The 23,239-nt window shown below is 75.0% G+C and carries 20 protein-coding genes and 5 tRNA genes; 9 read left to right on the top strand and 16 right to left on the bottom strand.

The window, feature by feature from the left end; genetic code table 11:
- The 3 genes from ACL02U_RS26115 to ACL02U_RS26105 all read right to left on the bottom strand — a co-directional run.
- The coding region (locus tag ACL02U_RS26115; RefSeq protein WP_412793385.1) for a GNAT family N-acetyltransferase at positions 1–821 on the bottom strand (821 nt) is incomplete at its 3' end.
- A 56-nt stretch (positions 822–877) separates the two neighbouring features.
- Positions 878–1,699 (bottom strand): aminotransferase class IV, encoded by an 822-nt coding sequence (locus tag ACL02U_RS26110; RefSeq protein WP_412793384.1) that lies wholly within the window; start codon positions 1,697–1,699, stop codon positions 878–880.
- Positions 1,696–2,787: a chorismate-binding protein gene (locus ACL02U_RS26105; RefSeq protein WP_412793383.1), complete on the bottom strand. Its 1,092-nt coding sequence runs from the start codon at positions 2,785–2,787 to the stop codon at positions 1,696–1,698. Before ACL02U_RS26105 ends, ACL02U_RS26110 begins: the two co-directional genes overlap by 4 nt.
- A gap of 199 nt (positions 2,788–2,986) precedes the next feature.
- On the opposite strand from ACL02U_RS26105, the gene ACL02U_RS26100 reads away from it, so the two are divergent.
- The 5 genes from ACL02U_RS26100 to ACL02U_RS26080 all read left to right on the top strand — a co-directional run bounded on the left by ACL02U_RS26100 (position 2,987) and on the right by ACL02U_RS26080 (position 3,456).
- Positions 2,987–3,059 (top strand) — tRNA-Gly (locus ACL02U_RS26100).
- 39 nt (positions 3,060–3,098) lie between these two features.
- Positions 3,099–3,172: transfer RNA gene (locus ACL02U_RS26095), tRNA-Cys, on the top strand.
- 1 nt (position 3,173) lies between these two features.
- Positions 3,174–3,245: transfer RNA gene (locus tag ACL02U_RS26090), tRNA-Val, on the top strand.
- A gap of 24 nt (positions 3,246–3,269) precedes the next feature.
- Positions 3,270–3,341 (top strand) — tRNA-Val (locus ACL02U_RS26085).
- Between the two features lie 43 nt (positions 3,342–3,384).
- Positions 3,385–3,456 (top strand) — tRNA-Val (locus ACL02U_RS26080).
- 68 nt (positions 3,457–3,524) lie between these two features.
- On the opposite strand, the gene ACL02U_RS26075 is transcribed toward ACL02U_RS26080, so the two are convergent.
- The 3 genes from ACL02U_RS26075 to ACL02U_RS26065 form a co-directional block, all read right to left on the bottom strand.
- A complete protein-coding gene (locus tag ACL02U_RS26075; RefSeq protein ID WP_412793382.1) occupies positions 3,525–3,818 on the bottom strand; it encodes a zf-TFIIB domain-containing protein in 294 nt (97 codons plus the stop codon).
- Between the two features lie 81 nt (positions 3,819–3,899).
- On the bottom strand, positions 3,900–4,841 hold the full coding sequence (locus ACL02U_RS26070; RefSeq protein WP_412793381.1) for a phosphotransferase: 942 nt from the start codon (positions 4,839–4,841) through the stop codon (positions 3,900–3,902).
- A gap of 300 nt (positions 4,842–5,141) precedes the next feature.
- On the bottom strand, positions 5,142–5,336 hold the full coding sequence (locus ACL02U_RS26065) for a hypothetical protein (RefSeq protein WP_412793380.1): 195 nt from the start codon (positions 5,334–5,336) through the stop codon (positions 5,142–5,144).
- A gap of 599 nt (positions 5,337–5,935) precedes the next feature.
- Here ACL02U_RS26065 and ACL02U_RS26060 point away from each other — a divergent pair.
- Positions 5,936–7,318, top strand: a complete 1,383-nt coding sequence (locus tag ACL02U_RS26060) for a serine/threonine-protein kinase (RefSeq protein ID WP_412793379.1) — start codon at positions 5,936–5,938, stop codon at positions 7,316–7,318.
- A gap of 311 nt (positions 7,319–7,629) precedes the next feature.
- Here the strand turns inward: ACL02U_RS26060 and ACL02U_RS26055 are convergent, their stop codons facing one another.
- From ACL02U_RS26055 to ACL02U_RS26020, 8 genes are all read right to left on the bottom strand, one after another.
- Positions 7,630–8,448 (bottom strand): TrmH family RNA methyltransferase, encoded by an 819-nt coding sequence (locus tag ACL02U_RS26055; RefSeq protein WP_412793388.1) that lies wholly within the window; start codon positions 8,446–8,448, stop codon positions 7,630–7,632.
- 91 nt (positions 8,449–8,539) lie between these two features.
- Positions 8,540–9,772: a uroporphyrinogen-III C-methyltransferase gene (gene cobA / locus ACL02U_RS26050; RefSeq protein ID WP_412793378.1), complete on the bottom strand. Its 1,233-nt coding sequence runs from the start codon at positions 9,770–9,772 to the stop codon at positions 8,540–8,542.
- Between the two features lie 152 nt (positions 9,773–9,924).
- Positions 9,925–14,397, bottom strand: coding sequence for a nicotinate-nucleotide--dimethylbenzimidazole phosphoribosyltransferase (gene cobT, locus ACL02U_RS26045; RefSeq protein ID WP_412793377.1), 4,473 nt, complete (start codon positions 14,395–14,397; stop codon positions 9,925–9,927).
- Positions 14,398–14,794: 397 nt separating this feature from the next.
- Positions 14,795–16,021, bottom strand: coding sequence for a precorrin-6y C5,15-methyltransferase (decarboxylating) subunit CbiE (gene cbiE, locus ACL02U_RS26040; protein ID WP_412793376.1), 1,227 nt, complete (start codon positions 16,019–16,021; stop codon positions 14,795–14,797).
- Positions 16,022–16,148: 127 nt separating this feature from the next.
- Positions 16,149–16,784 (bottom strand): GNAT family N-acetyltransferase, encoded by a 636-nt coding sequence (locus ACL02U_RS26035; RefSeq protein ID WP_412793375.1) that lies wholly within the window; start codon positions 16,782–16,784, stop codon positions 16,149–16,151.
- A 189-nt stretch (positions 16,785–16,973) separates the two neighbouring features.
- Positions 16,974–17,804: a MetQ/NlpA family ABC transporter substrate-binding protein gene (locus ACL02U_RS26030; RefSeq protein WP_412793374.1), complete on the bottom strand. Its 831-nt coding sequence runs from the start codon at positions 17,802–17,804 to the stop codon at positions 16,974–16,976.
- Between the two features lie 198 nt (positions 17,805–18,002).
- Positions 18,003–18,728 carry a methionine ABC transporter permease gene (locus ACL02U_RS26025; RefSeq protein WP_412793373.1) on the bottom strand — a complete coding sequence of 242 codons (726 nt, stop codon included), beginning with the start codon at positions 18,726–18,728 and terminating at the stop codon, positions 18,003–18,005.
- Positions 18,725–19,774, bottom strand: coding sequence for a methionine ABC transporter ATP-binding protein (locus ACL02U_RS26020; protein WP_412793372.1), 1,050 nt, complete (start codon positions 19,772–19,774; stop codon positions 18,725–18,727). Before ACL02U_RS26020 ends, ACL02U_RS26025 begins: the two co-directional genes overlap by 4 nt.
- A gap of 521 nt (positions 19,775–20,295) precedes the next feature.
- Here ACL02U_RS26020 and ACL02U_RS26015 point away from each other — a divergent pair.
- Both ACL02U_RS26015 and ACL02U_RS26010 read left to right on the top strand, forming a co-directional pair.
- Positions 20,296–20,655, top strand: coding sequence for a hypothetical protein (locus ACL02U_RS26015; protein WP_412793371.1), 360 nt, complete (start codon positions 20,296–20,298; stop codon positions 20,653–20,655).
- Positions 20,636–21,079, top strand: coding sequence for a hypothetical protein (locus ACL02U_RS26010; RefSeq protein ID WP_412793370.1), 444 nt, complete (start codon positions 20,636–20,638; stop codon positions 21,077–21,079). Before ACL02U_RS26015 ends, ACL02U_RS26010 begins: the two co-directional genes overlap by 20 nt.
- Before the next feature lie 32 nt (positions 21,080–21,111).
- On the opposite strand, the gene ACL02U_RS26005 is transcribed toward ACL02U_RS26010, so the two are convergent.
- Positions 21,112–21,609 (bottom strand): GNAT family N-acetyltransferase, encoded by a 498-nt coding sequence (locus ACL02U_RS26005; RefSeq protein WP_412793369.1) that lies wholly within the window; start codon positions 21,607–21,609, stop codon positions 21,112–21,114.
- 45 nt (positions 21,610–21,654) lie between these two features.
- Entirely contained in the window at positions 21,655–22,161 is a 507-nt protein-coding gene (locus ACL02U_RS26000) for a sigma-70 family RNA polymerase sigma factor (RefSeq protein WP_412793387.1), read from the bottom strand.
- A gap of 366 nt (positions 22,162–22,527) precedes the next feature.
- Here ACL02U_RS26000 and ACL02U_RS25995 point away from each other — a divergent pair, with 366 nt between their 5' ends.
- Positions 22,528–23,202 (top strand): lysophospholipid acyltransferase family protein, encoded by a 675-nt coding sequence (locus ACL02U_RS25995; RefSeq protein WP_412793368.1) that lies wholly within the window; start codon positions 22,528–22,530, stop codon positions 23,200–23,202.
- The last annotated feature ends 37 nt before the right edge of the window (positions 23,203–23,239 follow it).

Genomic DNA, 23,239 nt, shown 5'->3' with positions numbered 1-23,239 from the left:
AGCAGGGGTTTGTGGAGCACGCGCCGCGTCGTGCGGTAGCCGAGCGCCTCGTAGAGCCGCTCGGCGGCGGTGTTGCCGGCGAAGACGTTGAGGCCGAGGACCCGCCGTCCGGCGGTGACGGACTGCGCCTCCGCCAGCAGCATCAGGGTGCGGCCGTGTCCCCGGCCGCGGTGGCCCGCGTCCACCTCGACGTCGTACACGTAGGCCTGCTCGTCCTGGAGCGCCAGCCACAGGGTGCCGACCCGGGCGCCCGCCTGCTCCACCACGCTGAACAGCATGTTCTCGGTGGCGAGTCCGTGCGGCAGCAGCGTCTCGTGGTCGCGGCGGGCCTTGGCGTACGCCTCGGCCTCCGGAACGCCCCGCTCGATCCAGGCCCGGGCGTACTGCTCGGACTCGTGCGCGTGCCACACCGAGAAGTCGGCCTCGGTCATGGGCCGGACCCTGCTGCCCTCGGGTAGCGCGGGCGGGGTGTCGGCGAGCTGCTTGTCCATCCCGCGGTTGCGCAGGACGTAGCCGAGGGCCTCGAAGAGGCGGAGGGCGGCCGGGGCGTCGGCGGGGACGTCCACCTCGATCCTTCTGCAGCCCCAGCCGCGGGCCACCTCCTCCGCGGCGAGCGCCGCCACCGTGCCGCGGCCGCGGCGGCGGTCCGGTTCCTCGATGCGCAGATCGGCGACGTGGGCCACACCGTCCCCGAAGGCGGGCGAGGTGGCGAGGCGGACCACGCCGACCGGGCGGCTGTTCACGCACACCTGGTAGCGGCGGGAGCGGGTGCCGTCGGTGGCACGCTGGAGCGGCTCGGTGGGCCGCAGGGTCGTGGTCATGGACGGTCTCCTACCCGCTCTCCCGGCGCCGGATCACCCGGACCGCCCCGTGCCGCTCACGGGTCCAGGTCGTCCGCGGACCGCTCGGCGAAGACCCGCATGGCCTTGGCGGTCACCGGGCCGGGCGCGCCGGGCAGGTCCCGCCCGTCGGCGCGGTGGACGGCCTGGACGTCGCGCAGGGTGGAGGTGAGGAAGATCTCGTCGGCGCGGGCGAGTACCTCCAGCGGGAGGTCGGTCTCCCGCGCACCGGTCCACTCGGCCACCAGGGCGCGGGTGATGCCCGCGAGACAGCCGGAGGCGAGCGGCGGGGTGTGGATCTCGCCGTCGAGGACGACGAAGACGTTCGACCCGGTGCCCTCGCAGAGGTTCCCGGCGGTGTTGCCGAACAGCGCCTCGGAGGCGCCCGCTTCGCGCGCACGGGCCAGGGCGACGACGTTCTCGGCGTAGGAGGTGGTCTTCAGTCCGGTGAGGGCGCCCCGCTCGTTGCGGGTCCAGGGCACCGTGAGCACGGCGGTCGAGTCGGGGCGGCGGGTGGTCTCACCGATGGCGACGATCAGGGTCGCGGGGTGCGCGCCGCGGTCGGAGCCGAGCGGGCCGTGTCCGCCGGTGTAGGTGATGCGCAGCCGGCCGAGGGGTACCGGGTTGGCCTCCAGTACGGCGGCACAGGCGCGGCGGACCTCGTCGAGGTCGGGATCGGGCAGGCCGAGGCCGCGGGCGGAGCGGGTCAGCCGGTCCAGGTGGCGGGTGAGCGCGAACGGGCGTCCCTGCTGCGCCTTCACCGTCTCGAAGATGCCGTCGCCCACGGTCAGGCCGTGGTCGAGGACGGAGACGCGGGCGGAGTCGATGTCCGTCAGCCCGCCGTCGAGCCAGATCTTCACGTCGTCGGTCCCTCTCCGCTCACCCGGTACGTCCCGGCCGTGTCGTACGTCCCGGCCGCGTCGAACCCTCCCGACGCTACCGCGAGCAGCCGGGCCGCCTTCAGCCCGGTCTCCCGCCACTCGCCCTCCGGGTCGGAGTCCCAGGTGATGCCGGCTCCGGCGCCGAACCGCAGTGCGGGCGGGCCGTCGGCGGTGCGGTCGATCCAGAAGGTGCGGATGCCGACGGCCAGCGCCGCGGTGCCCCGGTCGGCGTCGACCCAGCCGATGCCTCCGCAGTAGGGGCCGCGCGGTGCGGTCTCCAGTTCGCGGATGATCCGCACGGCGCTCGACTTGGGGGCGCCGGTGATGGACCCGGCGGGGAAGGCGGCGGCGAGCAGCTCTGGCCAGCCGGCGTCCGGGCGGAGTTCGCCGCGCACCGTGGAGACCAGGTGGACCAGGCCGGGGTGCTTCTCCACGGCGCACAGGTCGGGGACGGAGACGGATCCGGTGGTGCAGACGCGCCCGAGGTCGTTGCGGACCAGGTCGACGATCATCACGTTCTCGGCGTGGTCCTTGGTGAGCAGTTCCGGCTCGGTGGGAGCGGTGCCCTTGATGGGTCCCGACTCGACCACCCGGCCGTCGCGGCGCAGGAACAGTTCGGGGGAGGCGGTGGCGATCTCGACTCCGTGCCGGGGAAGGCGAATCGTTCCTGCATAGGGTGCCGGGTTCCCTCGCGCCAGAAGGGACGTCAGGGCGTCCACGTCCGCGTCCGCGGCGGCGGGCGCGGACAGCACGCGGCAGAGGTTGACCTGGTAGACCTCGCCGGTGGCGATGTGCGCGCGGATGCGGCGCACGCCCCGCGTGTACGCCTCCCGGTCGAGGGACGAGGCCCAGTCGCCGACCGCGGGCCCCCGCCAGCGGCCGGGGACCGGTGCGGGCACCGGTTCGGCCCGCACGTCACGGAAGCGGGCGCAGGTCAGGCGGCCCTCGTAGTCGGCGGCGACGGCCCAGAAACCGGTGGAGTCCAGCGCGGCCGGATCGCTGGTGACGTCGAGGAGACCGGTGGCCACGCGGTCACCGAAGCGGGCCAGGGCGGGGAGGTCGTGCACGGTGCCGAGTGTAGGTCGGGCGCCGGCCGGGTCGCCCCGGCGTGTCCTGAACGGGACCTGAGCGGGTACTGAGCGGGTCCTTAGCGGGTCCTCCGCGGGGCGCAGCGCAGCACGCTGCACAAACGCGTTTTTGTGCTGGCCCAGGAATCCGCTAGAGTTCACTTCGTCGCCGGGACGCGCAAGCGGACCGAAACGACAGGCGGACGTAGCTCAGTTGGTAGAGCGCAACCTTGCCAAGGTTGAGGTCGCGAGTTCGAGCCTCGTCGTCCGCTCGGAGGACGCAAGGGATCTTCCCGTTCCCTTGCACCGCTGGTGGAGTGGCCGAGAGGCGAGGCAACGGCCTGCAAAGCCGTCTACACGGGTTCAAATCCCGTCTCCACCTCCAAGGACGATTAGCTCAGCGGGAGAGCGCTTCCCTGACACGGAAGAGGTCACTGGTTCAATCCCAGTATCGTCCACGGAAGCCCCACCGGCTTCGACCCGCGCGATTAGCTCAGCGGGAGAGCGCTTCCCTGACACGGAAGAGGTCACTGGTTCAATCCCAGTATCGCGCACGCACTGTCCGTGATCCGCTCCATGCTGTGCTCACGGCCCCGAGGACGATTAGCTCAGCGGGAGAGCGCTTCCCTGACACGGAAGAGGTCACTGGTTCAATCCCAGTATCGTCCACGCACCGAAGCCCCCGGTCCACGACCGGGGGCTTCCTCGTGCTCCGCCGCCGGACCGCCGCGAAGCGGTCAGCTGGAGAAGAGCATGTGACCGAAGCTCTTGTGGCGGCGACGGCCGTAGTGGCCGTGATGACCGCCGTGGCCGCCGTGCGGGGCGCCCCAGGCGGGCGCGGGCGGAGCCGGGTAGGCCTGCGGCGCGGGCGGAGGCGGAGGCGCCGGCTGCGCCCACTGCGACTCCACCCGGGTCAGTGCCTCCAGCTCGCCGTAGTCCAGGAAGATCCCGCGGCATCCGCTGCACTGCTCGATCTGGACACCGCTGCGGTTGTACGTGTGCATCGGCGCATGGCACTTCGGACACTGCATCGTCGGCTCAACTCCTCGCCTGTCGGTCATGTTTCGCGACTCGCCAGGACAGACACTGCCCGGACGGCGGTCGGTTGCACCCTACTTCGCGCCGGGCCCGCCCGGCGGCGGCGGGATCTCGGCCATCCGCTCGCACGAGTCCACCAGGGCCTGCTCCACCTCGTCGACGCCGCGGCCCTCGGACCCGGCCCGGACCAGCGCCCGTGCCGCACCCTGCACGGTCAGGGCGCGGGCCGGCAGGTCGAGCGCGGGCCAGGGGTCGCCGTCCGCGGGCACTGCCGGACCACCCGCCGCCCGGTACGCGCCGAGGAAGCGGGCCCACTCCTGGGGCGGGAGCAGCCCGCAGGCGTACCAGGCCGCCGGGCGGGCCAGGTCCCACGCCGGCACGCCGACGCCGAGGTCGTCGACGTCGATGAGCCGCCACGGGCCGTCGGGCGCCGGATGGCGGACGAGCTGACCGAGGTGCAGGTCGCCGTGGCAGAGCGCCGCCCGGCCGGGCGCCGGCGCCTCGCCCCGCACCCAGGCCGGCAGCGCCGACCAGGCCCGCAGCACGGAGCGGGCGGCCGGATGCCCGAACGCGCCGGCCCGCAGCCGGGCGATGGCACGGGCCGCCTTCGCGGGCCCCCGCATCGGGGGCAGCGCCACCGGCACGGAAGCCCGGTGCAGCCGTGCGAGCAGCACGGCGGCCGACTCCCACGGGGCCGCGTCCGGATCGTCCGGGTCGACCGGCACGCCGTACGGCCAGCACGTCACCAGCCGCCCGTGCAGCACCGCGGGGGCCGGCCCGAGCGGGACCAGGAAGATGTCGGGCAGGGCGGCGGCCGCGGCCAGGCGGGCGGTGAGTTCCGCTTGCCCCGTACCGGGCGCGTGGGCCTTGGCGACGGCTGCGGCATGCCGGACCACGGTGGCGTCCGGGCGGTCGGCGAGGGTCGCGGGCGCCGGGCAGGTCGTGCAGGGGGCGCCGCCGGGATGCGCCTGCGCCTCGGCCCTCGCGGCGAGGACGGCGAGCAGGTTCGCGGGCATGGGGTCCCCCTGGATGCGGACGGGTCTGCCGTTGAGCGTACGGGTCCCGGCCGTCCGCCTCCCAGCGCGCCCGCAACGCCCGGATCCGCCTCACGGCACGCCCGGTGCGCTTCCGGCCTGCGCATGGCGGCGGGCGCATGGCGGCGTCCGGCGGGCGTGGGCGGCGTCCGGCGGGAGAGCAATGCCGGCGCAGCTCCCCAGCTGCGCCGGCATCTGTGCCGTCCGGCGTACCCCCGTCCCCACGGGGTTTCATGGGTGGATGTCCCCGCCCGGACCGCTCTTCCGGGCCTGGGGTCGCGTTCAGCGCCCCAGCACCGCACCCACGGACGACGCCTGTGTGACCACTGCCTCCAGTCCGCCGAAGGCGTACGCGAGCAGGGTCGCCAGGGGAAGGACCATCGCGGTCGCCACCAGGGGGTGGCGGCGTCCGGTGCGGCGGGGGCGCGTGCTGCCTGCCCTCGTGCGGAGCGGTGTCCGCGGTGCCGTCCCGGCCATGGTCCCTCTCCCGACCGTTCTCCGTTGTCCTGAGCAGCGGCGAGTGCCTGGCCTCGGGGGACGAGTGCTGCACCCGCCGCTTGACCTCAAATCTAGGGCGGCGGCGGGCTCCGGACGTCATGCCCTCGTACCGACTTCCGGGCCTCCCGGAGGAGGAGCCGCCGGTCGCGGACTACTCCCCTGGGTGGAGAACGGGGTCAGGGAGTCGGGGTCTTCCCGGAGGGGCCGCCCCATGGAGGGAGGGTGCGGGGGTGCCGCTCGGGCCCGCCGGGTGACTTCGCTCACTCCCCGACGTCACGTCCGGCCCTCGCCGCCGCTGACGGCCCGCCGCCCGGGTGGCCGCGCCGCCGCACGCACGCCCGTTCGCGGGATCGGGCGGGATCGCCGCCCGGCGACTGCCGGCGAGCCCAATGCCCGTGGCGCGAAGGGAGGTTGCCCCGGCGGGCCGGAGCGGGCGGGGCGGCCCTCCGATTCGCTGACCCGGCCTCAATCCTCCCACCGGGCAGGGCAAACCGATCGGGGCCGGAGGGCGCGGCCTCTGCGCGCGAACAGCCCGGGGCTCGTAAGCTGTGCCACGTCACACGGACCGGGCAGCGGGGATGAACATGGCGATGATGCGCCTCAGGCGCGAGGACCCGCGTGTCGTCGGCTCGTTCAGGCTTCACCGGCGGCTCGGCGCGGGCGGGATGGGCGTCGTCTACCTGGGTTCCGACCGGAAGGGCCAACGGGTCGCCCTGAAGGTGATCCGTCCCGACCTCGCCGAGGACCAGGAGTTCCGTTCCCGCTTCGCGCGCGAGGTGTCGGCCGCCCGGCGGATCAGGGGCGGCTGCACGGCGCGGCTGGTCGCGGCGGACCTGGAGGCGGACCGGCCGTGGTTCGCCACCCAGTACGTCCCCGGGCCCTCCCTGCACGACAAGGTCGTCGACGAGGGACCGCTCGGCGCGGCGGACGTCGCCTCCGTCGGGGCTGCGCTGTCGGAGGGGCTGGTCGCCGTCCACGAAGCGGGTGTCGTCCACCGGGACGTGAAACCGTCCAACATCCTGCTCTCTCCCAAGGGGCCGCGGATCATCGACTTCGGGATCGCCTGGGCGACGGGCGCCTCGACGCTGACGCACGTCGGGACCGCCGTCGGCTCCCCCGGCTTCCTCGCCCCGGAGCAGGTACGGGGCGCGGCGGTCACCCCGGCCACCGACGTCTTCTCGCTCGGCGCCACGCTCGCCTACGCGGCGATGGCCGACTCACCCTTCGGACACGGCAGTTCGGAGGTGATGCTGTACCGCGTGGTGCACGAGGAACCGCAGCTGCACGGTGTGCCCGACGCGCTGGCCCCGCTGGTGCGGACATGCCTGGCGAAGGACCCCGACGACCGGCCCAGCACCCTCGAGCTCTCCCTGCGCCTGAAGGAGATCGCGACCCGCGAGGCCCAGGGGCTCGGCGAGGGGCGGCCGCCCGCGCCACGCGCACCGGAGACCGGGCGGCCCGCGAGCCGGCCGGCCGACACCGGCGGCTACCCGGAACGGACCTCCCACCGCACGCAGGCCCAGCCCGGGGGGCCGGTCACCCCGGCCCCGCGCGGCTCCGGCGCCGGCCGGGGCGGCACCCCGTCGCGCGGCGGCAGCGGCTCCCTCCGGGGCGGGACGGGGCCCTCGCACGGCGGCGGACCGTCGTCACGGTCCGGCGCGGCACGCCCCACACCGGCTTCGCGGCACACCTCGCGCTCCGGCGGCAGCCGTCCCGGGCGGGGAGGCCGCTCCGGCGGCACCGCGTCCCGGTCGACGGTAGCCGGGCTGCGGCCGGCCAATCCCCGGCTGCTGCGGCAGCGGCTGTTCGTGTTCGTCGTGGTGACGCTGCTGGTGGCGCTCGGTATCGCCCTGGTGCAGGGTTGCCAGGGCGCGGACCACGGGTCCGGCGGCGGCAGGCGGCAGGCACCGGCGGACTCCGGGGCCTCCGCGCCCCCGGCGGCCGGGCTCCGCGGTCCCTGAGCTCCCCCGCGGCCGGCCTCCGCGGTCCCTGAGCTCCCCCGCGGCCGGACTCCGCGGTCCCTGAGCTCCCCCGCGGTCGGCCTCCGCGATCCGTGACCTCCTCCGCGGCCTGCTTCCGCGATCCGTGACCTCCCCGCCCGCCCGCCCGGCCGAGAGGGGGCGAGGGTCCGGGAGCCCCCGTTGCGGAGGCGGTCCGCCGGGAAACCGGACCGGCGGCCCCGGCCCGGCCGTGCCACCGTCCGAACGGACGCCCGGGCGGCGCGGGACGGTGGTCGCGTGCCGCCTTTGCGGCCCGGACCGCGGGACGCGGCTCAGGCGCCCGGTCGTCCGGTCGCCACCGCGTAGAAGGCCACCGCGGCGGCCGCGCCCACGTTGAGGGAGTCCACGCCGTGGGCCATCGGGATGCGCACCCACCTGTCGGCGGCGCCCAGGGCGCGCCGGGACAGTCCCCCGCCTTCGGCGCCGAGCAGGAGCGCGACCCGGTCCATGAGGTGGGGGGCGGCGGCGTCGAGCGGGTCGGCCCGCTCGTCCGGAGTGAGGGCGAGCACCGTGAACCCCGCCTCGCGGACCGTCTCCAGGCTGGTGGGCCAGCCTTCGAGACGGGCGTACGGCACCGAGAACACCGCGCCCATGGAGACCTTCACGCTCCGCCGGTAGAGCGGGTCCGCGCAGTCCGGTGAGAGCAGTACCGCGTCCATCCCGAGGGCGGCCGCCGAACGGAAGATGGCGCCGATGTTGGTGTGGTCGTTGACCGACTCCATGACCGCGACCCGGCGGGCGGTGCGCAGCAGACCGGTGGCCGCCGGAAGCGGCTTGCGCTGCATGGAGGCCAGCGCGCCGCGGTGCACGTGGTAGCCGGTGACCTGCTCGGCGAGGTGCGGGTCGGTCACGTAGACCGGCGCCGCCGTCTCGTCGACGACGTCGCGCATGGCGTCGAGCCATTTCTCCGACAGCAGCATCGAGCGCATCGCGTAGCCGGCGGCCAGGGCCCGGCGGATGACCTTCTGGCCCTCGGCGATGAACAGCCCCTCGTCGGGTTCCCGCCGGCGGCGCAGTTCGACGTCGGTCAGGTCGGTGTAGTCGCGCAGGCGCGGGTCGTCGGGATCGTCGACGGTGACGGGATCGGCCACGGGGTTCACTGCCTTGTCCTCGATGCGATGGCTGCGACGACGGGGGCGGGCCGGACCCGCCCGGTCGGCCGGGCGGTGCCGGGTGCCCGGGTCACTCGGAGGCCTGCGGGCCCACCCGCACCACTTCGCCGACGACGATCACCGCCGGGGCCTTGACCTGTTCGGCGACGACGGTCTCGGCGACCGTTTCGAGGGTGGCGTCGACGCGGCGCTGCGCGGCGGTGGTTCCCTCCTGGACGAGGGCGACCGGGGTGTGCGGCGCCTTGCCGTGCGCGACCAGCGTCTCGGCGATCCGGCCTATCTTGTCGACCCCCATGAGGATGACGAGGGTCCCGGTCAGCCGGGCGAGGGAGGCCCAGTCCACCAGGGAGCGCTCGTCGTCGGGGGCCACATGACCGCTGACCACGGTGAACTCGTGGGCGACCCCGCGGTGGGTGACCGGGATTCCGGCCGCACCGGGGACGGAGACCGAACTGGAGATGCCGGGGACGACGGTGCAGGGGATGCCGGCCTCGGCGAGCGCCTGCACCTCCTCCATGCCGCGGCCGAAGACGTACGGGTCGCCGCCCTTGAGCCGGACCACCGACTTGCCCTGCTCGGCGTGCTCGATCAGCGCGTTGTTGATGGCCTCCTGGGCCATGAAGCGGCCGTACGGGATCTTCGCCGCGTCGATCACCTCGACGTGCGGCGGGAGTTCGTCGAGCAGATCGCGGGGGCCGAGCCGGTCGGCGATGACCACGTCCGCCTCCGCGAGGAGCCGCCGGCCGCGCACCGTGATCAGGTCGGGGTCGCCCGGTCCGCCGCCGACCAGGGCGACACCGGGGGTGCGGGTGCGGTGGTGCGGGGCGACCAGGGTGCCGTCGCGGAGGCCTTCGACGACGGCGTCCCGGACGGCGGCGGTGTGCCGGGGGTCGCGTCCGCGGGCGTCGGTGGTCAGGACGGCGACCGTGACGCCCTCGCTGCGGCCGGTCGCCGGGGTCCACGCCGTGGCGGCGTCGGCGTCGTCCGCGCGCACGCACCAGACGCGGTGCCGCTCCCCCTCCGCGGAGGCACGGACGTTGGCCGGCAGGTCGTCGGTCGCGATCAGGGCGTACCAGGCGTCGGCGAGGTCGCCCTCGGTGTACCGGCGGCGCTCCCAGGCGATCTCCCCGGCGTCCGCCATCGCCTCGACGGAGGGCGTGGCCTCCGGGGACACCAGGACGATGTCCGCGCCCGCCGCGACCAGGGCCGGCAGGCGGCGCTGGGCGACCTGGCCGCCGCCGAGGACGACGACCCGGCGGCCGGTGAGGCGGAGGCCTACGGGGTAGGCAGGGTGTTCGGCCATGCGGGTGCGGCTCCTCGTCCTGGCGACTGCGGATGGGCGCTGCGGCACTGGAGCAGCCCTGACGTGCGGATTTTAGTCGGGAACGGCGGTTCGGCACAGCTCGGGCGCGGGGCCCCGGGCGGTACGCTCCGCCCGGGGCCCCGGCATCCGGCTCATTTCTCGGTGACGCCCGCCGAGTCGAAGGTCGCCACCTCGTGCATGGCGCGGGCCGTGCTCTGCACCAGCGGCAGCGCCAGCAGCGCACCGGTGCCCTCGCCCAGCCGGAGGTCGAGGTCGACCAGCGGGCGCAGGCCCAGCTTGTTCAGCGCGGCGACGTGGCCGGGCTCGGCGCTGCGGTGGCCGGCGATGCAGGCGGCCAGCACCTCCGGGGCGATCGCCCGGGCCACCAGGGCCGCGGCGCCGGCGCTGACGCCGTCCAGGATGACCGGCGTGCGCAGCGAGGCACCGCCCAGCAGCAGGCCGACCATGGCCGCGTGCTCGAAGCCCCCGACGGCCGCGAGGGCGCCGAGCGGGTCGGCCGGGTCCGGCCGGTGCACTTCAAGGGCGCGGCGCACGACCTCGGTCTTGCGGGCGAGCGTCTCGTCGTTGATGCCGGTGCCGCGGCCGGTCACCTCGGCCGGGTCGGCTCCGGTGAAGACGGAGATCAGCGCGGCGGAGGCGGTGGTGTTCGCGATGCCCATCTCGCCGGTGAGGAGCGCCCTGTTGCCCGCCGCCACCAGGTCGCGGGCGGTTTCGATGCCCACCTCGACGGCCTGCTTGGCCTCCTCGCGGGTCATCGCGGGGCCGGCGGTCATGTCGGAGGTGCCCGCACGGATCTTGCGGGGCAGCAGACCCGGGGTGGCCGGCAGGTCGGCGGCCACGCCGACGTCGACGATGCACACCTCGGCACCGACCTGTCCGGCGAAGGCGTTGCAGACCGCTCCCCCGCCCAGGAAGTTCGCCACCATCTGGGCGGTGACCTCCTGGGGCCACGGGGTGACGCCCTGCGCGTGGACTCCGTGGTCACCCGCGAAGATGGCGACCGCCGCGGGCTCCGGGACGGGCGGCGGGCACTGCCGGGACAGGCCGGACAACTGCGCGGAGATGATCTCCAGCATGCCCAGCGCGCCGGCCGGCTTGGTCATGCGCTTCTGCCGCTCCCAGGCCTCGCCGAGCGCCTTGGCGTCCAGCGGGCGGATCTGTGCCACGGTCTCGGCGAGCAAATCGTGCGGCTCCTCACCCGGCAGCGCGCGGCGGCCGTACGTCTCCTCGTGCACGACCCACGACAGCGGGCGGCGCTTGGACCAGCCGGCCTGCATCAGCTCGGGCTCGTCCGGGAATTCGTTCACGTAACCGACGCACAGGTAGGCGATGACCTCCAGGTGCTCGGGCAGTCCGAGCGCGCGGACCATCTCGCGCTCGTCGAAGAAGCTGACCCAGCCGACGCCCAGGCCCTCGGCGCGGGCGGCCAGCCAGAGGTTCTCCACGGCGAGCGCGGCCGAGTAGGGCGCCATCTGGGGCTGGGTGTGGCGGCCCAGGGTGTGCCGGCCGCCCCGGGTCGGGTCGGCGGTGACCACGATGTTGACCGGGGTGTCGAGGATCGCCTCGATCTTCAGTTCCTTGAACTGCTTGGCCCGCCCCTTGGGGAGGGACTTGGCGTACGCCTCGCGCTGCCGTACTGCCAGCTCGTGCATCGCGCGCCGGGTCTCCGCGGAGCGGATCACCACGAAGTCCCAGGGCTGGGAGTGGCCCACGGAGGGAGCGGTGTGGGCCGCCTCCAGGACGCGCAGCAGCACCTCGTGCGGGATGGGGTCCTTGCGGAAGCCGTTGCGGATGTCGCGGCGCTCGCGCATGACCTTCAGCACGGCCTCGCGCTCGGCGGCGTCGTAGCCGGGAGCGGCCGGACCGGCCGGCACCGGAACCTGCGCGGACTCCGGCGCGTCCCCGGCGGCCGCCGCGTCCTCCGCTTCGCTTCCGTCCCGGCCCTCCTGCGCCGGCCCCTCCGCACGGTCCGCGCGGTCCGCGCGGTCCTCCTGGTCGGCGGCCGTGGTCGGCACGTCCGCCCCGTTGTGCACGGCAGCGGGCGCGGCTTCGCGGGGTGCGGGCACGGCGGCGCCGGCCGGAGCCGCCGCCTGCGGTCCGGACACGGTCTCCGGTTCCGGGGCGGGTGCGGGCGCCGGGGCCGACTGGTCCTGCAGCTCCGGGCCGGTGGGTTGCGGGGCGGTGGCTTGCGGGCCGGTGGATTCCGGGCCGGTGGGTTGCGCGCCGGTGGGTTGCGCGCCGGTGGGTTGCGCGCCGGTCGGTTGCGGGCCGGTGGATTCCGGGCCGGTCGGTTGCGGGTCCTGCACCCCGGGAGCGGGCATCTGCGGGGCAGGAGGCTCCGTCACGGGCCCGCCGGCGGGCGGCTGGGCGTCCGGGGCGGGAGCCTGGGCCGCGACCGGATCCGCCGACCCGGCGGGGGCCCCGGTCGGCACCGGCCGCGCGTCGGCGGGCGGCTGCCCGGTGCTCTGCGCGGGCTGCTGCGAGGCGGTGACCGGCGGGTGCGCGGACTCCGCGCCGGAGGCCTCGGTGGACGTGCCGGCCGCGGCAGCGTCGGCGCCGGGATGGACGGCGGCGTGCGCGGGCTCCGCCTCGGCGGCCGGCGCGTGGGGCCCGGCGGGGAGGCCGGTCTGCGCGGCTTCCGCTCCCGGCTCGGTGCCCGGCGGGTACGGGGCCGCGGCGGCGGTCCCGGACGGCGTGCCGGCGGACGGGGCGGGGTCTGCCCGGTGCTCTCCCGCGGCCTCGGGGCCGGGCGCCTCGGGTGCCGCCGCAGCGAGGGCGGCCTCCGGCTCCGGCTCGGACACCGCCGAGGCAACGGCGTCCGGGACGGCGGGCGTTCCCGGCTGCCCGGTCTCCCCGGCGGCGGGCTGCTCCGCCGGCCGGGTCTCCGTGTCGGTTGCCGCGACGGGTGCTTCCGCGGCGCCCGGGGAGGTCTGAGCCTCCGGTGCGGGGTGTGCGGCGGGGTCGTCGGCGGGAGGCGCGCCCGGCAGGGACGTCTCGGGGCCGGCCGCCGCGGCGGCTTCCGCGACCGCGTCGGCCGGGGCCGGCACCGACGGTGCGGGGGCGGCGGCCTCCGGGGCGGCGACGGGGACCGGCTGCTGTGGCGACGGCGCCTCCGCGGACTCCGCCGCTGCGGGTGCGGACCCGGGGGCGTCCTCGGCCGGGGCCGGGTCGGCTGTGCCGGGTACGGGCTCGGCGCCGGGCACCGCCGTCCCGGGCCCGGGGGCGGCTGCCGCGGCGTGCCGGGCCCGCGGTGCGGCCTCGGCACCGGGCTCCGGTGCCGGTCCGGCACCGGGCGCGGTATCGGACGCGTCCGCCCCGGCCGGGGCGGGCCCCGGAGCGGGGTGCGGCGGGTTCTGCCCGGCGGTTCCCGCCTCCGGCTGCTGGTCCACCGGGGTGGCGGGCGACGGTTCCCGGGGGGCGGAGGCCTCGGCCGCGGGGGCTTCCGCGGTGCCGCCGACCGTCGGCGGGGCCTGCGCCGGCACAGGCTCGGCGGACGCCTCGGGGGTGGCATCGGGCGCCGCGTCCACCGTCTGCTCCGCCGCCGCCCCGGCCTCGGGGGCGGCCTCGGGTGCGCTGGGAGCGGCGTCCTGCGGGACCGGTCCGGTGGCGGCCGCCGCCGGCTCGGGCGCGTCCCCTCCACCGGCCGGCGTGTTCCCGGTCACGGTGCCGCCGGGTGCGGCGGGCGCCGGCGCGGCGGGCCGGGGGTCGCCGGTGCCGGGGCCGCTGCCGGGCTCCGGAATGCCGGCCTCCGCGGCCGCCTCCGGTGCCTGCCGGACGCCGTCGGCAGGCGGGTCCTCGCCGACCGGGGCGGTCCGCGCCTCCCCGGTGGCCGGTCCCTGCGATGCCGCACCGGGGGCACCGGCGGCGGGGTCCGAATCGGCTGCGAAGTCCTGCCCGGCCGCCGTCCCGGCCGCCGTCCCGGGGACCGGGGCCGGGTGGCCGGCGGCGGTCCCGGTCGCGGGCCGACCGGCCGCCGCGGCGGCCTCGGTGGTGAGGCGGGCCACCGCGGCCTGGGCCGCGCCCGCGGGCTCCGCCTGCGGGGCGGCCGGGAGCGGCGGGACCGGAGCGACCGCTTCCGCGGCCGGTGCGGCGGCCGGTGCGCCCGGTGCCCCCCAGGGCACTCCGGGCTGCGGGGTCGCCTCGTGGACCGTCGGCACGTCCAGGTACTCGGGGCCGGCGGCCTGCGGGGCCGGCTGGCGCACCGGAGCCCCGGCGGGGCCCCGGTCGGCGAGGGACCGGACCGGGCTGGAGGAGGTGTCGGGGGTCGGCGGGCCGAGGTGCAGCGGCCGCCGTGGGGCCGCGGGCGGGACCGGGGCCGCGGGCGGCGCCTGGTTCGGCAGGCGGACACCGCCGAGGTCGACCGAGCCGCTGTCGCGGCCGGACAGCTCGTGCGGGCCGGGCTCGTGCAGGGTCTCGAGGACCGGCTCGGGCGCGGGGGGCGCCACCTCGTGACCCCAGGCGCCACCGGAGCCGGGCAGCAGCAGGTCCTCGTCCTCGGCGGTGGTCTCGGAGAGGTAGGTGTACGCCCCGGGCTCGCCCGGCTGCTCCACCGTGCCTGCGTTCTCCGGCAGCCCCTCGCCCGGGACCTGGCCGGTGTCGGTCATGCGTACCCCTCGCCACATCGGTTGGTGCCTCTACGACCTGCTCGCCCGGAACGGCGCGCCGACCGCCCCGCAGTGAAGAACGAGCGTGCGCGCCCATCGGCACGAACGACCCGCCCGGAAAAGGCGACAAAGCCATTGAGTGGCATTGTCGCGGCCGTTCGGCCGCCGCGACAGCTTGATCCGCGACAGCCGGCTGTGGACTGCGCCACGTTGCGCGCCCACGGTTTTCGAAGTACCGCACGCTCCCCAAAAGAGGCGCGTTTTCCCGACATTGGCCGACGAAGTGCCGGACGACCGGATGCGGTACGACGATCGGCCAGCCTACCCCGCGCTACGCGTTCGGAGGATCACGGGGCGCTGTCCGCCGGCCACCGCCCGGCGGGCGCCGCCGGGCCGCTCAGCGGGGGTCCGTGCGCGCGGGCAGTTCCCCGGTGAGCAGGAACACCACGCTGCGCTCCGTCTCGGTCCAGACCCGAGTGTCGAGTTCGACGGACTGAAGCAGGGCGCACGTCACCCGGTAGCCGTGCTCGCTCAGGTCGCGGCCGACGAGTTCGGCCTCGTCGCGAGTGGCCGCGTGGCTGACGATGCGCTGGGGGCGGCGGTCGGCGACCGCGGAGACGACGGCCGCTCCCCCGCCGCCGACCCGGACCACGTCGGGCTCGGGAAGGGTCTCCAGGGCGTGCGGGGCGGTGCCCTGGACCACCTGGAGCTGGATACCGCCGCGGCGGGCGGCGGCCTCCGTGCGGGCGCAGGCGTCCGGGTCCCGGTCGAGGGCGATGACGGCGGCACCGGCCCGGGCGGCCTCCGTGGCGAAGGCTCCGGCACCGCAGCCGATGTCCCACACCAGATCGCCGACCCGGGGGCCGAGCCGGGCCAGTTGCGCGGCGCGCAGCGGCTGCGCCTCGCCCTCGCCGAGTTCGCCGTCGTAGGCGTCGGAGGGCAGGGTCCAGCCGCGCGGCCCGGCCGCGGGGTCGCGGCCGGCGATCCAGCCGGGCCGGTCGGGCGCCGCACCCAGGCCGGTGGTGCCGCCGACGACGATGACCACGTTCGGGTCGCGCCAGGTGTGGTCGGCGGCCTTGTCGGAGGTGACGACGGTGACCTGCTCGTGCCCGGTGCCCAGTTCCTCGCAGATGACGAAGGTGCGGTGGACGCCGTCGAGGAGGAGGCCGAGTTCGGCGGGTCCGGCTCCGGGTGCGGTGAGCACCGCGACCTTGGTGTGGGCTCGGCACACGTTCACCGCGCGGCGCAGGGTGCGCGGGTGGGCGGCGACCACCTGTGCGTCGTCCCAGGGCATGCCGGCGCGGGCGAAGGCGGCGGCGACGGCGGAGACCGCGGGGACCACCTCGACCTCCAGACCGAACTCGGGCGCGCGCAGGGTCCGGACCACACCGAAGAAGCCGGGGTCGCCGTCGGCCAGCACGACGGCGGTACCGCGGTGGGCGGCGATCCGCCGGGCCGCGAGGGCGAGGCTGCCCAGCCGGATGCGCTCGGCGCCGGCCGGCAGTTCGGGCAGTTCCAGGTGGTGTGCGGCGCCCGCCACCAGCGTTGCGGCGCCCAGGGCGGAGCGCGCCGCGGCGGTCAGCGGCGAACCGTCCCAGCCGATCACCGTGACCCGGTCGGCCATCGTCGTCAGTCTCCAGAGGTGTGCGCGGGTGCGTCGGTCGTGGGGTGGGACAGCCCGTGGGCGGGTTCCGTGAGCGTACCCGGTGCGGTGGAGGGGGTGGCGCCTGCGGGTCGTCTCCCCGGGGGTTTCAGTTCCAGTCTCCGTACGAGGTGAAACCGGTGTCGGCCAGTTGCTCGCCGAGGCCCTCCAGGTCCTCGGGCAGCAGGCTCCACACGATGAGGTCGGTGCGCACGCTCGTCCAGGCGCCGTCCTCGCTCCTGCTGCGCGCTATCCAGGCGCCGCGCAGCACGCCCTCGCTGACGCAGCCGATCTTCTGGGCGACCTGCTGGGAGGCGGTGTTGTCGGCCGCGGTGCGCAGCTCCAGACGTTCGAACCCCTGGTCGTGGAAGAGCCAGTGGGCGGTGGCGAGGGCGGCCTCGCTGGCGTAGCCCTCACCGCGGGCCCAGGGCGCGACGACGTAGGCGATCTCGGTGGAGCGGACCCGCCAGTCGGTGCGCCGCAGCCGGACGGTGCCGACCAGGCGCTGGGTGAGGAACTCGGTGAGGGCGAACACGATGCCCCGGCCCTCGGTCCGTTCGGCCGGGGCGAGTTCGGTGATCCAGGCGAGGGCGTCGGCCTCGCCGTAGGGCTGCGGGACGGTGGTCCAGGCGGTGACGAGTTCGTCGTTCATCATCTCGGCGAAGGCCTGGGCGTCGGAGTCCTCGAGGGGGCGCAGGACCAACCGCTCCGTGCTGATGGAGACGTTGGGGAAGGTGCCGGTCATGCGCCACTCCGTTAACTTCGGGAAACCTCTACAGCCGTCAGGCGTCAGCGGCCCGGTGTCCGGGGTCCGCTGAACTGCCCAGCATGCAGCATGAAAGCACCGAACCGCACCACGGGGTCGCCCCGCGCGCCGGACGGAACGGGGGTTCCGCACGGTACGGTGCGGAACCCCCGCGGCGGATGCGGCGGGTCAGAAGGAGGCGAGGACCGAACCGGCGTACCTGTCCTCGATGAAGGACTTCACCTCGGGGGAGGTGAGCAGTTCGGCGAGGGTCCTGACCCGGGGGTCGTTCTCGCGGCCCTTCTTCACGGCGAGGAAGTTGCCGTACGGGTTGTTCTTCGGCGACTCCAGCAGGAGGGCGTCCTCGGCGGGCTTCAGGCCGGACGCGATGGCGTAGTTGCCGTTGACGACCGCGGCGTCGACGTCGTCGAGGGAGCGCGGTGTCTGCGCCGCCTCCAGTTCCCTGAACTTCAGGTGCCTGGGGTTGCGGGTGATGTCCGAGGGGGTCGCGCCGGTTCCGGCGCCGTCCTCGAGTGTGATGAGCCCGTGCGCGGCGAGGAGTTCGAGGGCGCGGGCCTCGTTGACGGTGTCGTTGGGGACGGCGACGGTGGCTCCGCTGCCGAGTTCGTCGATCTTCCCCACCCGGTGCGAGTACAGGCCGAGCGGTTCCAGGTGCACCGTGACGACGGGCACGATGTGGGTGCCGTTCTTCTTGTTGAAGTCGTCGAGGTACGGCTGGTTCTGGAAGTAGTTGGCGTCCACGGAGCCGTCCTCCGTGGCCGTGTTCGGGGTGACGTAGTCGGTGAACTCCCTGACCTCCAGGTCGAGACCCGCCTTCTTCGCCAGGTGGTCCTTGACGTAGTCGAGGATCTCGGCGTGCGGCACGGGGCTGGCGGCGACGACGAGCGGGGCGTCCGGGTCGGCGGCGTCCGGGGCCCGGTCCGTGCCGCAGGCGGTGAGCCCGAGGGTGAGGGCTCCGGCGGCGAGGACGGCCGTGGTGATCTTGGCGGTGTTGCGCACGAAAAGTGCCTTTCCTTCAGGGATGGTGCGCCCCTCGGGTCGAGAGGTGTCGGCAGGGGGCGCCGTTCGGGGTGGTGGTCGGAGGGCGCGCCGGTGGGCGCGTGGAGCAGGGCAGCGGTGTTCCGGGGGTGCCCCGGGGCGCCGGCGAGCAGCGGGGAGCGCGGGGTACGGGTTCCGGTCCTGGGGGAGGGCGCCGACTCAGACGGTCCGGCGAGTCGTGGCGGAGGCCTTCAGCAGCCGGAGCCGGGGCACCGGCCCGGACCGACCGCCGCGCCGGTGCAGGGCACGCGCGGCCGAGTCGCCCGCGAGCTGGATGAGGGAGATGGCCGCGGCGAGGACCGCCACGGTGATCCACATCAGCTGGGTCTCGAACCGCTGGTAGCCGTAGCGGATGGCGATGTCCCCGAGGCCGCCGGCGCCGACCGTGCCGGCCATGGCGGAGTAGCCGATGAGGGCGACGATCGTGGTGGTGGTGGACGAGACGAGCGAGGGCAGCGACTCGGGGACGAGGACCTTGCGGACGACGGTCCAGCTGGTGCCGCCCATCGCCTGCACGGCCTCGACGAGTCCGCCGTCCACCTCGCGGACCGCGGTCTCGACGAGCCGGGCGAAGAACGGGATCGCCCCGACGGCCAGCGGCACGATGGCGGCCTCCCGCCCGATGGTGGTGCCGGTGACCAGGCGCGTGAAGGACATCAGCGCCACCATGAGGATGATGAACGGCATCGACCGGGCGACGTTCACCAGTTGCCCGACGACCTTGTTGGCGACGGTGTTGCGCAGCAGCCCGTCCCGGTCGGTGAGCACGAGCAGGAGGCCGAGCGGGAGCCCGCCGGCGACGGCGAGCAGGGTGGACCAACCGACCATCCAGAGGGTGTCCCAGCAGGCCTGGGAGAGCAGCGGCCGCATCTCGGTCCAGGTCACTTCGCACCCCCCTGCACCGGTGCGGGCGCGGGTTCCCGGCCCTGGACGTCGATCTGCAGGCCCTGCTCGCGCAGGAGGCCGATGGGGACGACGTTGTCCTCGTAGCTGCCGGGCAGTGCGATGCGCATGCGTCCGACCTGGAGCCCGCCGACGGTGTCGACGGCGGCACCGAGGATCGATATGTCGATGTTGTAGGTGCGTGAGAGCTGCGAGACGACGGGCCGGGCGGTGGAGTCGCCGCGGAAGGTGACGTCGACGACGGTGCGGTCGGGGTCCGCGGTGTCGCCGCTCACCGGGAACAGCGCGGCGGCCAGCCGGGAGCCGGGGGCGGCCAGCAGCTCGCCCAGCGTGCCGGACTCGACGATGCGTCCCCTCTCCATCAGCGCGGCCGAGTCGCAGACGCTCTTGACCACGTCCATCTCGTGCGTGATGAGCAGAACGGTCAGGCCGAGCTGCCGGTTCAGGTCGCGGAGCAGCGCGAGGACGGACCGGGTGGTCTCCGGGTCGAGCGCGCTGGTGGCCTCGTCGGAGAGGAGCACATCGGGGTCGCCGGCCAGGGCGCGGGCGATGCCGACGCGCTGCTTCTGGCCACCGGACAGCCGGCCGGGGTAGGACCCGGCCTTGTCGGCGATGCCCACCAGGTCGAGCAGTTCGAGCGCTCTGCGGGAGCGGTCCCGGCCGGACCGGCCGAGTATCTCAAGTGGGAGCTCGACGTTCTCCTGCACTGTGCGGGAGGACAGCAGGTTGAAGTGCTGGAAGACCATGCCGATGCGGCTGCGCGCCCGCCGCAGTTCCCGGCCGGCGCGCGGGCCGCGGCCGGCGAGAGCGGTGAGGTCCCGCCCGGCGACGGTGACCGTTCCGGAGGTGGGGCGTTCGAGGAGGTTGACGCAGCGGATCAGCGAGGACTTGCCGGCGCCGGACTGGCCGATGACGCCGTACACCTCGCCTTCGCGGACGTGCAGGTCGACGCCGTCGAGGGCGGTGACCGCACGGCCGGGTGAGCGGGGGGAACGATAGATCTTCGTCAGGCCCGAGGTGGTGATCACGTGGGTTTCCGTCACTGTCGAGTGCGCGGCGCGCAACGGGCGCCGGGCACGGGGCACTTCGTGGTGGGGGCCGCCGGGCGCGCCACGGGGCCGACGGGTGCCGTGGAAACGGCGTCGTCGGGGCGTGTGCGCGGGGCGGGTCGGTCCGGCGCGCGCGGGGGCGCGGCGGCGGACGTGAGCGGGCTCTCGCTTCGGGGCGCGAGGCGGTGGGTGCAGGGGCCCTCTAGCAGGCGCGCATTCGGCACATGCGAGAACACATGCAGCGAGCACCGGGCGTCCTGATCGCCTCGGTCGCAAGGGTGCGGGTGCTCGTCGTGCTCATGCGACGAGTAAAGCAGACGTATGGTGCTGACCGGTCACCGCTGTCCGGATAGTGGACACCGTCGGCGGTCCGCGGCGACACCGCGACCGTAACCGCGGGCGATGCGGGGGCGTGGATGCACGGAGCGTGGCGCGGGGGTCCGGTGCGGCGGGCGGGGGCGCCGTGCGGAGGTGCCGGACCGCCGTAATAGGGTCTCGGCATGCTTGATGCCCTGACGCTGGCGACCGGCGTCGCCGCGTTGCTGCTCGCCGCCTGGACCGGGTGGGCGGCCTACCGCGACCAGCCGACGAAGGACCGGCACTTCGTCGGGATGGCCGTCGTCACGCTGCTCGCCCTGGCCCAGTTGGTGGTCGGAGTCGTGCAGCTCGCGCGCGGCGAGAAGCCGGAGCAGGGCACGGCGATCTTCGTGGCGTATCTGCTGGGCGCCTTCGCGTGCGTCCCGGCGACGGCTTTCATGTCGCTGGCCGAGCGCACCCGCTGGGGCTCGGTGACGGTCGCCGCCGGCGGTGTGGTGCTGGCCGTGCTGGAGGTGCGGCTCTATGACATCTGGGGAGGCTGAGGTGACGGGCGCGCAGCCGAAGCCGGCCCGGCTGATCAGCGGGCCGGGCCTGCTGCTGGTCTGGCTGTACGGCGTGATGGTGGTCGGCGCGGTGTCGCGGTCGGTGTACCAGATCGCGACCGACTTCGACCGGGCACCGCTGGCCTACTCGCTGTCGGCGGTGGCCGGCGTGGTCTACGGCTTCATCACGTACTCGCTGGTCCGCGGCGGCGAGACGGCGCGCAGGGCGGCGCGGGTGTGCTGTGCCGCCGAGTTGGCGGGGGTGCTGGCCGTGGGCACCTGGACCCTGGTCGAGCCGTCGGCCTTCCCGGACGCGACGGTGTGGTCGGACTACGGCATGGGCTACCTGTTCATCCCGGTGCTGCTGCCGGTCTCCGCGCTGTACTGGCTGCGGAAGAGCGCCCGGCAGCAGGACGCCGGCTGAGGCAGGGGCCGCGCGGTGTCCGCGGTCCGGCCTCAGGCCGTGGCCGCGTACGTTCCGGCGGGCTTCTCCAGGACGATCATCGGGACTCCGTCGGCGCCCTGCTCGGTGCCGACCGTCTCGTAGCCCACACGGCGGTAGAGGCGCAGGCCGCTCTCGCTGCGGTGGCCGGTGTGCAGGCGGAAGCGGGTGGCGCCGCGCTCCCTGACGAGGGCGGACTCGGCCGCGCTCAGCAGCCGGGCCCCGATGCCGTGGCCCTGCAGGCGGGGGTGCACGCACAGCTTGCCGATGGCGGCGGCACCGTCCTCGGTGAGCCGGCCGCGGACCGAGCCGACGACCTCCTCCCCCAGCCGGGCCACGAAGACGCAGTCGGCGGCGACCTCCTCGCGGACCGAGTCGAGGGTCTGCACGAGCGGGTCGATGCGGTAGTTGCCGTACAGCGCGGCCTCGCTCTGGAAGCAGAGGTACTGCAGACGGAAGATCTGTTCGACGTCCCGCTCGGTCGCCGCCGAAATGGTCACACTCATGCCCATGTGTGCACGCCTCCCGCTCACTTGATCGCCTGACGTCCCTCACTCCTATCCCCGCAGTCCACCGACCGCAACCTCCGGTGCGAGCAAACGACGCAGACATGCCAGACATCTGGAACGTTCCGGCCCGAGTGAGCCCTGTGAGATACCCAACTCGCCCGCGATCTCCCGGTAGGTGAGGTCCCGCGGGGAGAGCAGCGCCTCCAGCAGCCGGGGGCAGCGACCGGGCAGGCGGCGCACCGCTTCCCGCAGGGCGTGCCGCCGGGCGGCGGCCAGGACGAGGTGCTCGGGGCCGCGCGCCTCGCCGTCGGCCGGCTCGGTCCCGTAGGCGTGTTCGCGGCTCGCGGCGCGGCGGGCACGGCGGACCTCGCAGCGCACCGCTCGGCGGAGCCAGCCGTGCGGGTCGGGCGGCGGGGCGCCGGCGGCGAGGCGCTCCAGGAGACGTAGCCAGACGGCCTGCTCCAGATCTCCGGGGTCGGCGCCGAGGGCGTGGGCCTCCGCCGACGCCTCGGCGGTCAGGAGCGGCCGCAGGGCGGCGACCAGGTCGTGGTTCATGTGCGCCACGACGCGTCCGCCCGGGCGGCCGGTTGCCCGGGCGGACGGCTGTCACTCCATCAAGGGGCGAGTGCGTACACCCGTTGACGGGGTCCTCACCGGCGAACGGGGAGCGGGGCATCCGCGTTCGCCGGTGAGGACGCCGTCGACGCCGGTCGCGAACTACGTGCGGCAAACGCCCCGGGGGCGGCTGCCGGCGCTCGGATGCGGCACGGCCGGCGGACCGTCGAGGACCAGGTCGGGGCGCTGAATGCCGCTCGACTCGACGGGTTGCGGGACGCACCCGATGTGCGTGGCGAGGGCGACCGCGAGTATCGTCCTCACCTGCACAGAGTCATACCGCTTCCCTTGACACCGGAGGGCCCGTTGTCCCGCTTCGCGATCATCAAGGCAGTGCTCGGCCCGGTCATGCGCCTGATGTTCCGCCCCCAGGTGGAGGGCGCGGAGCACATCCCGGGGGACGGTCCGGTCATCCTGGCCGGCAACCACGTCACCTTCATCGACTCGATGATCCTTCCCCTGGTCTGCGACCGTCAGGTCTTCTTCATCGGCAAGGACGAGTACGTCACCGGCAAGGGCCTCAAGGGCAGGCTCATGGCCTGGTTCTTCACCGGCGTCGGCATGATCCCGGTGGACCGCGACGGCGGCCGCGGCGGTGTGGCGGCCTTGATGACCGGACGCCGGGTACTGGACGAGGGCAGGGTCTTCGGCATCTACCCGGAGGGCACCCGCTCCCCCGACGGCCGGCTGTACCGGGGACGCACCGGCATCGCCCGGCTCACGCTGATGACGGGCGCGCCGGTGGTGCCGTTCGCCATGATCGGCACCGACCGGATCCAGCCGGGCGGCTCGGGAATGCCCCGGCCGCACCGGGTCAGGGTCCGCTTCGGCGAGGCGATGGAGTTCTCCCGGTACGACGGAATGGACCGCGACCGGTACGTGCTGCGCGCCGTCACCGACTCGGTGATGACAGAGGTGATGCGGCTGTCCGGTCAGGAGTACGTGGACGTCTACGCGAGCAAGGCGAAGGAAGCCGCCTAGCTGGAGGCAGCGGCTCCACCGGACGGCGCGAGCTGCT

It is taken from the genome of Streptomyces sp. MS06 (genome assembly GCF_047200655.1).
In the GTDB taxonomy this organism is placed as follows: domain Bacteria; phylum Actinomycetota; class Actinomycetes; order Streptomycetales; family Streptomycetaceae; genus Streptomyces.
The sequence above is the reverse complement of the archived record's forward strand: the minus strand, read 5'-3'. Positions and strand labels throughout refer to the sequence as shown.